Source organism: Bordetella genomosp. 9, assembly GCF_002119725.1.
GTDB lineage: Bacteria > Pseudomonadota > Gammaproteobacteria > Burkholderiales > Burkholderiaceae_B > Bordetella_C.
This window is the reverse complement of the sequence record NZ_CP021109.1, coordinates 4,008,193-4,021,797: the sequence shown is the minus strand read 5'-3', so window position 1 is coordinate 4,021,797 and position 13,605 is coordinate 4,008,193. Positions and strand designations below refer to the sequence as shown.

13 protein-coding genes are annotated in these 13,605 nt (G+C 67.4%); 4 read left to right on the top strand and 9 right to left on the bottom strand.

Features of this window, described 5'->3' with window-relative positions; all coding sequences use genetic code 11:
- Positions 1-14 precede the first annotated feature (14 nt).
- From CAL13_RS18480 to CAL13_RS18465, 4 genes are all read left to right on the top strand, one after another.
- Positions 15-179 (top strand): rubredoxin, encoded by a 165-nt coding sequence (locus tag CAL13_RS18480; RefSeq protein ID WP_086059590.1) that lies wholly within the window; start codon positions 15-17, stop codon positions 177-179.
- 87 nt (positions 180-266) lie between these two features.
- Entirely contained in the window at positions 267-857 is a 591-nt protein-coding gene (locus CAL13_RS18475) for a YqgE/AlgH family protein (protein ID WP_086058677.1), read from the top strand.
- Complete coding sequence (gene ruvX / locus CAL13_RS18470; RefSeq protein ID WP_086073184.1) at positions 850-1,242, top strand: Holliday junction resolvase RuvX; 393 nt, start codon at positions 850-852, stop codon at positions 1,240-1,242. The genes CAL13_RS18475 and ruvX overlap by 8 nt, the downstream gene beginning before the upstream one ends.
- 186 nt (positions 1,243-1,428) lie before the next feature.
- Positions 1,429-2,175, top strand: coding sequence for a lysophospholipid acyltransferase family protein (locus CAL13_RS18465; RefSeq protein ID WP_086059589.1), 747 nt, complete (start codon positions 1,429-1,431; stop codon positions 2,173-2,175).
- 11 nt (positions 2,176-2,186) lie between these two features.
- On the opposite strand, the gene CAL13_RS18460 is transcribed toward CAL13_RS18465, so the two are convergent.
- The 9 genes from CAL13_RS18460 to CAL13_RS18420 all read right to left on the bottom strand — a co-directional run bounded on the left by CAL13_RS18460 (position 2,187) and on the right by CAL13_RS18420 (position 13,587).
- Positions 2,187-3,020, bottom strand: coding sequence for a symmetrical bis(5'-nucleosyl)-tetraphosphatase (locus tag CAL13_RS18460; protein ID WP_086059588.1), 834 nt, complete (start codon positions 3,018-3,020; stop codon positions 2,187-2,189).
- A 29-nt stretch (positions 3,021-3,049) separates the two neighbouring features.
- On the bottom strand, positions 3,050-4,228 hold the full coding sequence (gene lptG / locus CAL13_RS18455) for an LPS export ABC transporter permease LptG (RefSeq protein ID WP_086058675.1): 1,179 nt from the start codon (positions 4,226-4,228) through the stop codon (positions 3,050-3,052).
- Positions 4,229-4,272: 44 nt separating this feature from the next.
- Positions 4,273-5,007, bottom strand: coding sequence for a monofunctional biosynthetic peptidoglycan transglycosylase (mtgA, locus tag CAL13_RS18450; RefSeq protein ID WP_157664561.1), 735 nt, complete (start codon positions 5,005-5,007; stop codon positions 4,273-4,275).
- 7 nt (positions 5,008-5,014) lie between these two features.
- Positions 5,015-5,908: a shikimate dehydrogenase gene (gene aroE / locus CAL13_RS18445; protein ID WP_086058673.1), complete on the bottom strand. Its 894-nt coding sequence runs from the start codon at positions 5,906-5,908 to the stop codon at positions 5,015-5,017.
- Complete coding sequence (locus CAL13_RS18440) at positions 5,905-6,798, bottom strand: TonB family protein (protein WP_086073183.1); 894 nt, start codon at positions 6,796-6,798, stop codon at positions 5,905-5,907. Before CAL13_RS18440 ends, aroE begins: the two co-directional genes overlap by 4 nt.
- Positions 6,799-6,842: 44 nt before the next feature.
- Complete coding sequence (locus tag CAL13_RS18435) at positions 6,843-7,928, bottom strand: ABC transporter ATP-binding protein (protein ID WP_086073182.1); 1,086 nt, start codon at positions 7,926-7,928, stop codon at positions 6,843-6,845.
- Positions 7,921-9,693 (bottom strand): ABC transporter permease, encoded by a 1,773-nt coding sequence (locus tag CAL13_RS18430; protein ID WP_086073181.1) that lies wholly within the window; start codon positions 9,691-9,693, stop codon positions 7,921-7,923. The genes CAL13_RS18435 and CAL13_RS18430 overlap by 8 nt, the downstream gene beginning before the upstream one ends.
- A gap of 176 nt (positions 9,694-9,869) precedes the next feature.
- On the bottom strand, positions 9,870-10,964 hold the full coding sequence (locus tag CAL13_RS18425) for an ABC transporter substrate-binding protein (RefSeq protein ID WP_086058669.1): 1,095 nt from the start codon (positions 10,962-10,964) through the stop codon (positions 9,870-9,872).
- 106 nt (positions 10,965-11,070) lie between these two features.
- On the bottom strand, positions 11,071-13,587 hold the full coding sequence (locus CAL13_RS18420; RefSeq protein ID WP_086073180.1) for a sensor histidine kinase: 2,517 nt from the start codon (positions 13,585-13,587) through the stop codon (positions 11,071-11,073).
- Positions 13,588-13,605: the final 18 nt, after the last annotated feature.

Here is a 13,605-nt window from a genome sequence, read left to right as displayed (position 1 = left end):
ATAGCAGGGAAACTATGCGAACTTGGATGTGTCTTATCTGCGGTTGGGTCTATGACGAGGCGGCCGGCTTGCCGGAAGAAGGAATCCCGCCGGGTACCCGGTGGGAAGACGTGCCGCCGAACTGGGTCTGTCCCGAATGCGGGGCCCGCAAGGAAGACTTCGAGCTGATGGAGATCTGAACCATACGACCATCCACCACACTGTATGCCGGGCAAGCAAGGCCGCGGTATCGCGGGAAACGGCGCAAACTGTCCTGGGGGGACATTATGAGCGACGACGATAACAAGCCGGACGACGACATGCCGGCAGTCGATTTTTCGAATCAATTCCTGGTCGCCATGCCCAACATGGTGGAAGGCACTCTGGCCGGCGCGGTGATCTACATTTGCGAACATACGGCGAAAGGCGCGTTGGGGCTGGTAATCAACCGGCCCACCGACCTGACCCTGGGAACGCTGTTCGAGCGCATCGACCTGAATCTGGAAATTGCGCCGGTCAAGGAAACGCCGGTGTTCTTCGGCGGGCCGGTGCAGACGGATCGCGGTTTCGTGCTGCACGCGCCGCCTGGCGACTACACGTCCAGCATCAAGCTGGGCGGCCTGGCGCTGACCACGTCGCGCGATGTGCTGCAGGCGGTGGCCGACGGCAACGGCCCCGAACGCATGCTCGTCACCCTGGGCTACGCCGGGTGGGGAGCCGGCCAGCTGGAAAACGAAATGGCCCGCAACGCCTGGCTCAGCGTTTCAGCCGATCCGGACATCATTTTCGACGTGCCGCCGGAAGAACGCTACCCGGCTGCCCTGAAGCTGCTTGGCATCGATCCCGTCATGCTGGCCGGCGACGCGGGACATGCCTGAGGAGACGCTGCTCGGCTTCGATTTCGGCACCAAGCGCATCGGCATCGCCATTGGCAATACGCTGACCCGGCAGGCGCGGCCGATCGAGATCATTCACAGCGAGGTCCGCGATGTGCGTTTCACGCGCATCGCGGCCTTGTTGCGTGAATGGCAGCCGCAACGGCTGGTGGTGGGGTTGGCGCTGGACTCGCACGGCGGCGAACAGGAAGCCACGGCGCGTTGCCGCCGGTTCGCCAACCAGTTGCACGGCCGCTTCGGACTGCCCGTGGTGCTCGTAGACGAACGCGGATCCAGCATGGAGGCGCAGGCCTTGCTTGGAACCAACGCGCCGGACGATGCCATGGCCGCGGCGGTGATCCTGCAGCGGTATCTCGATGCAATGTGACGGTGCGGGCATGGTATGGTGGCGCCGCGCGGCCGAAGGGCCGCGGCCAGACCTTCACCGCCCATGACAGACCACGGTTCCTCCCTTTCCCGCCGCGAACCGCCAGGCGCCGACACAGGCGCCCAGGCCAGCCCGGACGCGCCACGCCACACCGACGATTGGCAGCGGGACGCCACGCCGCTGCCGTTGCGTATCGCCCGCTTTCTCCCTCGCGCCATCATCGTGGCCGCAATGGTGCTGGCCGGCCTTGTGCTGGTGGGCGTCGTCTACCCGTTCATCGGCTTGCGCGGCCGTTCGATGCTGAACCGCACCTGGTCACGGCTGCTGCTGCGCGTTTGCGGCGTTCGGCTGACCGTATGCGGTACGCCAGCCATGACCGGGCCGGTCCTGACGGTGGCAAACCACGTGTCCTGGCTCGATATCTTCGTGATCAACGCCGTGCGGCCCACGGCCTTCATCGCCAAGGCGGAAATCCGGCGCTGGCCTATCGTAGGCTGGCTGGTGGCGGGCGCCGGCACGCTGTTCCTGGAGCGCGGGCATCGGCACGCGGTCCGCGCAGTGGGTGAAGCCATGCGGTCCCGCTTCGCCCGGTCCGAGGCAGTCGGCCTGTTTCCGGAAGGTACGACCACCATGGGGTTCGAGCCGCTGCCTTTCCATGGCAGCCTGCTGGAGCCTGCGCGCGACACGGGAGTGGCCATCCAGCCGGTGGCCTTGCGCTTTCTAAGGCATGGCCGGCGCGACCCGTATGCGGCCTTCGTCGGCGAGGAAACCCTGGTAGGCAATCTTTGGCGCATCCTGGGCGTGCGCGGGCTGAGCGTGGAAGCGGTGTATCTGCCGGCGCTCGCGGTGCACGGCGAGGACGGTGCGGCGCATTCCCGCAGCGGCCTTGCGGCCATGGCGCGCGCAGCCATCCACGAAGCCGTGTCAACGTAGGCGGCGGCGTCTCAGTGGGCGTTGGGGTCCAGCCCCTTGCCGCAACTGACCTGGACCAGCTTCCGGTCCTGCATCCGCAGGGCGGTCAGCATGCCGCCCCACACGCATCCCGTGTCCAGGCAGATCACGTCCTTGCGCAACAGCAGTCCAAGCGTGGACCAGTGGCCGAACACCACCGTGATATCGCGCGTCTTGCGGTTAGGCACGTCGTACCAGGGAATCAGGCCCGCCGGCCAGGCGCCGGGCGCCACCTTCGTATCGAACTCCATATGTCCGGCTGGCGTGCATAGCCGCATCCGCGTCAGCGCGTTGATGATGACGCGCAGGCGCTTGCCGCCATGCATTTCATCATCCCAGGTGGTCGGCTGATTGCCGTACATCTTTTGCAGGGCCCGCTGCCAGTTGGGGCCCCGCAGCACGTCCTGCACTTCGCCCGCCAGCGACAGCGTCTTGGCGACGTCCCACTTCGCCAGCGCGCCGGCATGCACCAGCAGGTGGTTGTGTTCGAAATGCGCCAGCGGGCGCCAGCGCAGCCAATCGATCAGATCCTTTGCATCGGGCGCATCCAGGATTTCCTGGATCGTGTCGGATTTTCCCGGGCGCCGCACGCCGGCGGCCGCGGCCAGCAGGTGCAGGTCGTGGTTGCCGAGCACCGCGACCGCGCGGTCTTCCAGGGCGATCACCCGGCGCAGCGTGGCCAGCGACTGCGGGCCGCGGTTGACCAGGTCGCCCGCGAACCAGAAGCGGGACTCCGGTTCCCCCACCAGATCCGGGTGCGCGAGCAGACGCTCCAGAGGTTCGCAACACCCCTGCAAGTCTCCGATCATCCAGATGCTTGCGCTCAAGCCGGTGTCCTTGGGGGCGGTCGTGGCGCTCATACGGCCGGGCGGCGCCACGGCCAGCGCTGGTCCATGATGCGGGCCACGGTGTGGCGGTATTCCATCAGCGTCAACGCGCCCAGCGCAATCAGCAGCGCCGCCAGATTGGGCACGATGGCGGTGACCCAGGGCGCCCAATGGCTGAGCATGCCCACGTTCAGGGCAAGCTGGTTCACCATGAAGAAGGCCACCCCGACCAGGATGCCGATGAAGACCTTGGCGCCGACGCCGCCGCGGCGCGTCTGCATGAACGCCACGGGGGCGGCGATGGTCATCATGATCAGCAGGGTGAAGGGATACACCGCCTTGCGCCATACCGCCACGACCTGGCGGTCGGCCTGCAGCTGGTTGTGCCGCAGGTAGTCGATGTAATCGAGCAGCGTCACCAGCGACATGCGTTCGGGCGTCAGCACGCGGGCCAGCAATCGCCCGGGCGTGAGCGTCGTCGTCAGCTCGCGCCTGGGCAGCTTGATGACCTGGATGATCGGGCCGGTGGGCGGACGCGCATTGTCCAGGGCGTCGACGGCGTCGGGTGCGATGCGGTCTTCCGCCACGTTCTCCATGATCAGCTTGCCGTCGGCGAAACGGCCATGTTCGGCCTTGGACAGCGCGATCAGCTCCAGATCCTTGCGGAACTCGTACAGCGTGATGCCTTCCACTTCGCCGTCGGCCTTCAACTTTGCGATATTGATGGTCCGGCTTCCGCCGTCGCGGGTCGGCTCCTTGAACCAGTAGCCGCTTTCGAGCCGGTTGCCGCCCGCGCTGCCGCGGAACAATAGGTTGGCTTCGCCGCTTTTGATTTCGGCCCAGGGCGTGACCCATTCCGAAAGCACCGTCGCGCCGATCATCAGCGGGATGGTGACGATCCACAACATGCCAAGCAGCTTCAGGCCGCTGACGCCCGACACGCGCAGGATCACCAGTTCGTTGCGTTGCGCCAGACCGGCCAGCGCCAGGATGGAGCCGATCAGCAGCCCGATCGGCAGCAGGTCGTACAGGCGCGTCGGCATGGCCAGGGCCTGCAGGTAGAACAGCGCGAAGATCGTGAATTTGTCGCCGACGTTGTCCAGATCATCGACCAGCGCGAAGAAGGTGAACAAGCCGAGCAGCGCCAGCAGCACGACCGTGCATGAGCGGTAGATTTCACGGGCCAGGTATCGGCGGGCGGTGCGCATGAGGACGTGAAGTTGAATCGGCAAAGCGAGCTAGCTTAACAAAATTAGGGTATCTCGACCTGCTGCATGCGCCGTAGCAGGATGGCGGTGCGCCGGCTCAGATACGCGGTGACGCCGCGCTTGTCGTAGTACCGGGGGTTCGGCAGCATCGCGGCCAGGCGGGCGGCCTGCGCGGCGCTCAGCCGCGCGGCGCCGGTTCTGTAGTAGTGCTCCGCGGCCGCCTGGGCGCCGAACACGCCGACGCCCCATTCGGCGATGTTCAGATAGATTTCAAGAATGCGCCGTTTGGGCATGACCCATTCGATCATGTAGGCCAGGATCAGTTCCTGGCCCTTGCGCAGGTAGGTGCGCGAGCCGGACAGGAACAGGTTCTTCGCCACCTGCTGCGTGATCGTTGAGCCGCCGCGCATGCGGCTGCGGCCCATCTCGGCCTGCTCCTGGTTGTACTCCCAGGCCTTGCGCATGGCTTCCCATTCCACGCCGTCATGGTCCGTGAAATTGGCGTCCTCGGAGGCGATCACCGCGCGCTTCAGGCTATTGCTGATGTGGTCGTAGTCCACCCATTCGAAGCGCAGCCTGGCCTTGGGGTCGGTTTCCTGCAGCCGCGCCAATTCCTGGCGCATGACGGAGCTGCTGCCCGGATTGCGGTGCGCATACCAGACCACCATGCAGAACAGCCAGAGCTGGTAAAGGATGACCGCGCAAAGCAGCAGCATGACTCCGGCCGAAATGACCCGGAACCACGCTATCTTTCCAGTCGAACCCCGCCGCGTGGCCATCCGCGGCTTAGGGCGCCGCATGCGCCAGCTCCTGACGCAGCATCGCCAGGACCGGCTCGGGATCGGGCCGGACGCCATGCCAGATGAAAAAGCTTTCGGCCGCCTGGCCTACCAGCATGCCGAGCCCATCGGCCGCCAGGGCGGCGCCGTCGGTTGCCGCCTGCCGCATGAACGGCGTGGGTTGCGGCCCGTACATCATGTCGTAGGCCAGGGCGCCTTCCGCGTACAGGCCCGCCGGCAGGTCCGGCGCCGCATCGGCCAGGCTGCTGGCCGTGGCATTGACCACGACTTCCCAGGGCCCGCCCTTCAAGGCGTCGCCCAGCCCGCCGGCGCTGACGGTGGGCGATGGGGCGCCGGTGGCGCGCAGCCACTCCGCGGCCAGCGCCTGCGCCCGTTCGGCGGTGCGGTTGACGATGTGGATGCGGGCGCAGCCGGCCTCGGCGAGCGGCTGCAGCACGCCACGGGCCGCGCCCCCGGCGCCGACGATCAGGACCCTCGCGCCGTTCAGGTCGGCGCCGAGCCGGACCAGATCGGCCACCAGCCCGACGCCGTCGGTATTGCAGCCGTGCAGCGCGCCATCCTGCAACCACAGCGTGTTGACCGCCCCGGCCAGTTGCGCGCGCGGGCTCAGGTGCGCCGCAGCCAGGGCGTGCGCTTCCTGCTTGAAGGGGACCGTCACGTTCAGCCCCTTGCCGCCTCCGGTGAAAAACCCGCGCACGGTCGCTTCGAATGCGTCCACGGGCGCGGGCAGCAGCTCGTACGCCAGCGCGATGCCGGTCTGTTGGCCGAACAGCGCGTGGATGCGTGGCGACCGGCTATGCGAGACCGGGTTGCCGATGACGGCGTAGCGCCCAGGCGCCGGAGCGGCGTCAGTGGCGGCGGAGGCGGTGGCGGCGGTCATGGTGCCTGGGTCTCCAGCTTATCGTTGACGAAATTCCAGGTGCGGGTGATGGCGAGCACGTCGGTGTCGCGGGCGATGTCCGGCGGAAAAGGCGCGAAAGGCGCCGCCAGTTGCACGATGCGGCGCGCCGCCTGGTTCAGGACCGCGTGCGGCGACGGCTGATCGATTTCCACATCTGCCACGCTGCCATCCGCACGCACGTAAACGGTCATGCGCAGCGAGCCGTACACGCGTCCGCGGGCCTCGTCGGGGTAATGCTGGGTGCCGACCGCTTCGATGCGGCTGCGCCAGGCATCCAGGTATTGCGCGTAGCGCGAGGCTTCGGCGGACGGGGCCACGAACTCGCGGCGCGGCCGCTTGTTATAGGCCTGCACGCGCGCCGCCAGCGCCGCCACCTGGGCGTTCTGCAGCACGCTGTCCTGGTCCTGTTCGTCGCGGCCCGGCGTGGTCGCGTCCGGCACGGGCTCGCCCGACAGCCGCGGCGGGCTGACCTGGGTGCTTGCCTGCAATTGCGAAAGCAGACGCTGCTGGGCCTCTTCCAGGGATGCCTGGCGCTTGCGCATGGCCTCCAGCACCACGGCGCTGGGCGCGTCGCCCGATTGCGGCAACGGCGATTGCGCCATGCCTTTTTCGGCATCGCCGCCGCCCTCCACACTCGCCTGCGCGCGCACGTCGGCCTGGGCGGGCGCGGTCTCGGTGCGCGCGTTGACCAGGATGACCTCCAGCGACTGCGCGGGCGGGCGCGGCGTGCGTGGCGGCGCAAAGCGCACCGCCAGCACGAGGGCGTGAAAGATGAGGGAAATCGCCAGCCCCAGCCATAGGCGATGCTGAGCCGGCGCGCCCAGCCAGCGCGCGGTACGGGTCAGGTGAGAATAGGGATAGGCATGCACGCCCGCATTTTAGTCGCCTCGCGGGCGTTGCGTGCCCGCGCCTGTCAGCGCCGATCCGGGAAGATCCACAGTTGCGACGCGGGCAGCGCCAGACGGTAAGCGCCGGGCGCCCGGCTTTCCTGGCCGTAGGCGCGCAGCGCGATCGCGCTCACGGACTCGTCGCCCGGCGGCCGGAAAACGTATTCCCAGCGGTCGCCCAGATACATGCTGGTCATCAGCTGCATGTCGATGTGGTTGCCCTGCGCCTCGTCGCCAAGGCGAACCTGCTCCACGCGCACGACGCCGACGGCATCCTGGCCGGCATCCAGGCCCCCGCCGGCCTTGCCCCAGAGCGACCAGCCCTCGCCTTGCAGCCGGGCCTGGCCGTCGCGGATTTCCGTCACCTTGCCGTGCAGGCGGTTGTTGCTGCCCATGAACTCGGCGCAGAACAGCGTGGCCGGCGCGCCGTACATTTCCTGGGGCGTACCTTGTTGTTCGATGCGTCCGTTGTTCAGCAGCAGAATGCGATCGGAGATCGCCATCGCCTCGCTCTGGTCGTGCGTCACCATCAGCGCCGACAGGCCAAGGCGCACGATCAGCTCGCGCAGGAAGGCGCGCGCTTCCTCGCGCAGCTTGGCGTCGAGGTTGGACAGCGGTTCATCCAGAAGGATGACGGGCGGGTTGTAGACCAGGGCGCGGCCGATCGCCACCCGCTGCTGCTGGCCGCCCGACAACTGGTGCGGGTGCCGCTGCGCCAGGTGTCCCAGGCCCAGCTGGTCCAGCACCTCCTGCACGCGCTGCCGCGTTTCGGCCGCCGGAGTGCGGCGCAGTTGCAGGGGATAGGCCACGTTTTCGAACACCGTCTTGTGCGGCCACAGCGCGTACGACTGGAAGACCAGTCCCAGGTTGCGCGCTTCGGCGGGAATCTCGCGGCCGGCCGCGCCATCGTAGACGACGCGTTCGCCGATGGCGATCTGGCCGCGCTTGGGCGCTTCCAGGCCGGCCACCGCGCGCAGCAGCGTCGTCTTGCCGCTGCCCGACGGGCCCAGCAGGGAGACGACCTCGCCCTGCTTCAACGCCATCGATACGCCCTTCAGGACGGGGTTGTCGCCGTAGTCCAGATGCAGGTCGCTAACCGATAGTTCAATCATGAAGTTTCACTCCGAATCGCAGGGCGATGCCCAGGCCGATCACCACCAGGACGATATTGATGAAGGAAAGCGCCGCCACGATGTCGATCGCGCCGGCCGCCCACAGCGAAACCAGCATGGAGCCGATCGTCTCCGTGCCCGGCGACAGCAGGTACACGCCCGTGGAATATTCGCGTTCGAAAATCAGGAACATCAGCAGCCACGAACCGATCAGGCCATACCGGGCCAGCGGCACGGTAACGTGGCGGGTGATCTGGCCGCGCCGCGCCCCCGCGCTGCGCGCCGCTTCCTCCAGTTCCGGCCCCACCTGCAGCAGGGTGGAGGAAATCAGGCGCAAGCCGTACGCCATCCAGACGACCGTGTAGGCCAGCCACACGCTGAAAATGGTGCTGCGGATGCCGCGCAGCCATTCCACGAAGTTTTCGCGGAGCCAGTCGGCATACGGCAGGAAGGACAGCAGGCCGCCTTCGTCCAGCGCATTGTCCAGCCACAGCGGGACGAACAGGAACACCCACAGAAAAGCGAGGCCGGCCAGCAGGCCGGGGACCGCGCGCGGCACGAGCACGCTGTAGTCCAGGAAGCGGGTGACGTGGTCCTGCTTGCGATGCATGGCCAGTCCGATGAAGGTGTAGCAGGCCACCGCCAGACCGCCGCCGAACACGCCGATCGCCACGGAATTGACGATGGCGCGCAGCAGATTGGATTGCCCCATCACCGAGCGGAAGGCATCCAGCGACAGTACGTCCAGCAACGACACGCCCATGCCCCAGTTCGACGTGAACGCGCGCAGCACCACGCCGGCCAGCGGCACCACGATGGCGACGAACAGCCACAGCCACACCGCCGCGCTGGCCAGCCAGCGCCATTTGCCCAGCGGCAGCGGCCGCGCGCGCGAGGCCTTGCCTTTCACCGTCACGAAGCGGTTCGCGGTGCGCATCAGGCGCCTCTGCAAGGCGACCAGCGGCACGGTCATGCAGATCAGCACCACGGCCACCGCGGCCATCAAGTGGTATGACGGCGTGCCGAGCTTGTTCGTCAGCTTGTACAGATAGGTGGCCAGCACCAGGTTGCCTTCGGGGTCGCCCAGCACCAGCACCAGGCCGAATACCTCCAGCCCCAGGAAGAACAGCAGCACCGACGCGTACAGCAGCGCCGGCCGCACCATCGGCAGGCTCACCGACATCATCACGCGCAGCGGCGATGCGCCGGTGACGCGTGCGGCTTCCTCGACGTCCGATGCCATGCTGCGCAGCGCCGACGAGATATACAGATAGGCATGCGGCACGTGCGTCAGGCCGGCGATGATGACGATGCTCGTCATCGAATACACGTTCCAGGGCACGAAACCCAGCAGTTGCTTCGCCCAGGTCGAGAAGAAACCGACGGGGCCGGCGGCGACCACGTAGCCGAAGCCCAGCACCATGGGCGAAACGAAGATCGGCACCAGGATCAGGGGCTGGATCCAGTGCCGGCCCGGCAGGTCGGTGCGGATGAGCAGGAAGGCCAGCATGCCGCCCAGCGGCACCGCGATGATGAACAGGCCGAAGGCAAGGATCAGGCCGCTGATCAGCGCCTTGTAGAAATCCGGGTCGTCGAAGATGAAGCGGAAAGCTTCCAGCCCCGCTTCGCGTGACGGCGAGAAGAAGGGCGCGGACAGGAAGCTTTGGTACACGATCAACGACAGCGGCACGTAGATGGCCAGCGCCGTGATCAGCACCACCACGCCGCGCGGCAGCGACTGCCATCGGGAGCGCAATGTCTGCATGGAATTGTCCTAGTGTTCGGTCCGCCCGCGATGAAGGGGCGGCAAGGCGACGCGCAGCCTTGCGCCGCGGCGATTCGTCTCGTGTTTATTGTTTTCGATGGGCCGTCCGGCCCCACGATGGCCCGGACGGCCTTTGCAGCCTGGGGCCCCGGCAAGTGCCGGGGCGCCGCTCGGGCTTACTTGCCCGCCGCCTTGCGCCAGTCGTTGATGAATTCCAGGCGCTTCTTCTGCTGCAGGTAATCGAGCAGCGTTTCGTTCACCGGAATCGGCTTGAGCGCATTGCCAAGTTTCTTGGTCAGGCCGTCCACATCGTTGTCACCCGATACGTCGTCGCGAATGGACGCCATGTCGGCCTTGTTGGCGACCAGCTCCTGGCCTTTCTGCGACAGCAGGTAGTCCAGCCACAGCTTGGCCGCGTTGCGGTGCTTGGACTTCTTGCTGATGAAGGCCACGCGCGACAGGACCAGCGTGTAGTCCGTCGGATAAACGATACCGATCGATTCGTCCTTGCGGGCGCGCGCCTCGGCGTAGGAGCCCAGGATGTTGTAGCCCAGCAGGTTTTCGCCGGAGGAGACGCGTTCCATCATCGTGCCGGTGGACGACTGCACCACCAGGCCGCCCTTGGCCGTATCCCGCAAGGTGTCGAAGTAGTGCGGGTCGTGCATCTTGTCCTGTACCGCGAGCATGAAGCCCACCGCGGACTTCTCGATGTCGTAGGTGGTGACCTTGTTGCGGAATTTGTCGGTCTGGCTCGCGACGAGCTTGGCCAGCGCCGCATGGGTTTTGGGCACGTCGCCCTGCGGAATCAGCCGCTTGTTGTAGATGAACACCGCCGGTTCGTACGTCGTGCCGTACGCGGAATCCTTCCACACCGCCCAGGACGGCAGCTTGCCCGCCTCCGGCGACTTGTATTGCAGCGCGTAGTCCTTGGCGAGCTGCAGCGCCGAATCCATCGACGAACTCCACACCACGTCGCCGCTGCTGCCGCCGGACGCCTGTTCGCTGATGTAGCGGTTGTAGAGCTCCGTGCTGTTCATGTCGTTGTATTCGACCTTCACGCCGGGATAGGCGGCTTCGAAGCCCTTGATGATGGGGTCCGCCGTCTTGGTGTCGGTGGTCGAATAGATCACCACCGTGCCTTCCTTCTTGGCGCCGTCGATGATCTTCTGGTAGTCGGAGGGATAGCTTGCCGGCGTCTGGGCCAGCGCATTGACGGCGGCAAGGGAAAAAGCGGCGGCGCAAGCCGCCGCCAGGCGTGACGGGACGTGCATGGTTGTCTTCTCCGGTTGGAATAGTCATCGCTGGCGCGGCCAGCGTGGGCGCATCTTAGATGGCGCATGCTGTCGCCGTCCTGTCATGGGACGGCGTGATATCGCTTTACCGGGTCGCCGCCGCCGGCGTATCGGTGACCAGCCGGGTCCAGTTCTGCACGAACCGCGCGTGCCGCTGCCGGTCCAGGCCGACCAGCAGCGCCGGCCCCAGGGCGACGGGCTGGACGATGCCCTGCGAACGGGTCAGCACGGCGTCCGCCGCCCAGTTCGCGGAATCCTGCGCGGCGGCGCCCAGGCCGGTGCCCCGCGCGACCTCCGCCTGGCCGGCCGGCGACAGGATCCAATCGATGAAAGCGCGCGCGAGCGCGGGCTGAGGAGCGTGCCGGGCAATCAAGGCCGACCGCGGCAGCACGAGCACGTAGTCCTGCGGGAAGATCACCCCGATGGGACGGCCGGCCGCCTGGCGGGCCAGCGCATACGACCCCAGCACGTTGTAGCCGATGTCCAGCTCGTCCCGCTCGATCGCATCGAGCAGGCCGGCCGTGGTGCCGCTCAGCCGCGCGCCGACCTGGCCCAGCGCATTCGTCAGGCCCCAGAAGTTCGACGACACCTGTTCGTCTTCTTCCGCCATCAGCTGGCCCACGCTGCTGCGCGCGATGTCATAGGTGCCCACGCGGCCCTGCAGCCGTCCGCGTTCCGTCTCCAGCAAACGCAGCAATTCCTGGCGCGAGCGCGGCATGGTGGCCTCGCTGAAGCGGCGCGGGTTGTAGACGATCACGGCGGGTTCGAATGCGAAGCCGAAGACCTCGTCCCGCCACACCGCCCAGGACGGCAGTCTTTCCACGCCCGGCGCAGCGTACCGCAGCGCATAGCCGTCATTGGCGAGCCTGACCTGCAGGTCCGCCGCGGAGCTGATCAGCACATCGGTGTCGCGCATGCGGCCGCTGACCGTAGCCTCGTACAGTTCGCGGCTCCCCATTTCGCGATATTCGACGGCGGCGTCCGGCTGTGCGGCCTGGAAGGCCGCGATCACCGGCGCGGCCGCCGGCGTGTCCGTCGTTCCCGCGATGACGAGGAGCCGTTCCGGCGGCCGCTGGGCGGGAAAGCGCGTGACCATGGTGACATCATCGGACCTGCCGTCCGTCATGCCGGCGTCGCCGGATTGCGCGCGCACCGGCGCCGACGGCGTGGCCAGCATGCCGGCCAACAGCAATGCCGCGGCCGCCAGCAGGGCTTTGGGATACACCGGGCGCGCGAGCGGCAGCACGACGCGGGCCGACAATCCGCCCCCGGGACGATCCTGCAGCCAGAGCGCGCCGCCATGCGCCTGCGCGACGGTTTTCGCGATTGCCAGCCCCAGGCCCGATCCCGGCGTGCCGGCGCCGCTGCGGCCGCGCGTGAATCGCTGCAGCACCGCTTCCTTCTCGTCGTCCGCGATGCCCGGACCGCAATCGGCAACGGTCAGAGCCACGCGATACCCCGACACAGGCGTGGCTTGGATTTCCACGGGTCCGGAAGGCGCGTAGCGCAGCGCGTTATCCACCAGATTGCGCAGCATCTCGCGCAGCGCCACGCGGTCGCCGGCGACACGTGCGCGTCGCACCTCCGGCGCAATCCAGATGCGCAGGCGCTGCGCCTCCAGCGGCCCGATGCGGCGCCGGGTTTCGTTGATGGTTTCGGCGATGCCCACCGAGGCCTGGCCGCGCATTCCCAGGCGGTGCGTGATGGTCGCGTCCATCAGCAACTGGTTGATCAGCTGGCTGGCCTGGGTGGCGTTCTCGTGGATGCGCGCCACGCGGGCGCGCAGCCGGTCGGGATCGGTCTCGTCCATCGCGACTTCGGCTTGCGCCCGCAGCGATGCCAGCGGGGTACGCACCTGATGCGCGGCGTCCGCCACCAGGTTGTTCAAAGACGACATGATGCCGCTCAAGCGGCGCATGAAACCGTTCAAGGCTTCCGCCAGCCCCTTGACCTCGCGCGGCACGGGGGTCTCGAGCGGCGTCAGGTCGTCCGGCGCCCGGGCGCGAAGCGAGCGTTCGATCAGGGACAGGGGAGCGAATGCGCGCTGGATGCCGAACCACAGCAGCGCCAGCGCCACGGGCACGACCACCAGCAAGGGCAATGCGCTGCGGTTCAGGATCTCGGCGGCCAGGGCTTCGCGCGCATCGCGGGTTTCGGCTACCCGGATGGTGACCCAGCCCGCGTGGCGCCCCGCGGAAATCAGGCGGCCCACCGTGGCGACACGGACCGGTTCGTCGTGATACCGCAGATCCGCAAAGACCGGCGCGGCGGACTGCGCCAAAGGCAGCGTGGCCGCCAGGTCGTCATAACCCGTGACCGGTTTTCCGCTGGCGTTGCGCACGGTATAGAACACCCGGTCGTTGCCCGACAGCATGGCCAGCGAGGAAAACGGCGGTTCGGCCGTTACCCCGGTGTCGTCGATCTGCACCGACCCGGCGATCGTCAGCGCCGACGCCGCCAGCAACCGGTCGAAGGCGCGGTCCGCGGCGCGATGGGCGTAGTCCCGCAGGAAGGCGCCCACCGCGATGCAGGCGCACAGCATCAACAGGCAGCCCATCGCGAACACACGCCCCCGTATCGAGGATGCCGCGTCAAGGTCCATGGCGTTGCTTCCGGGTGA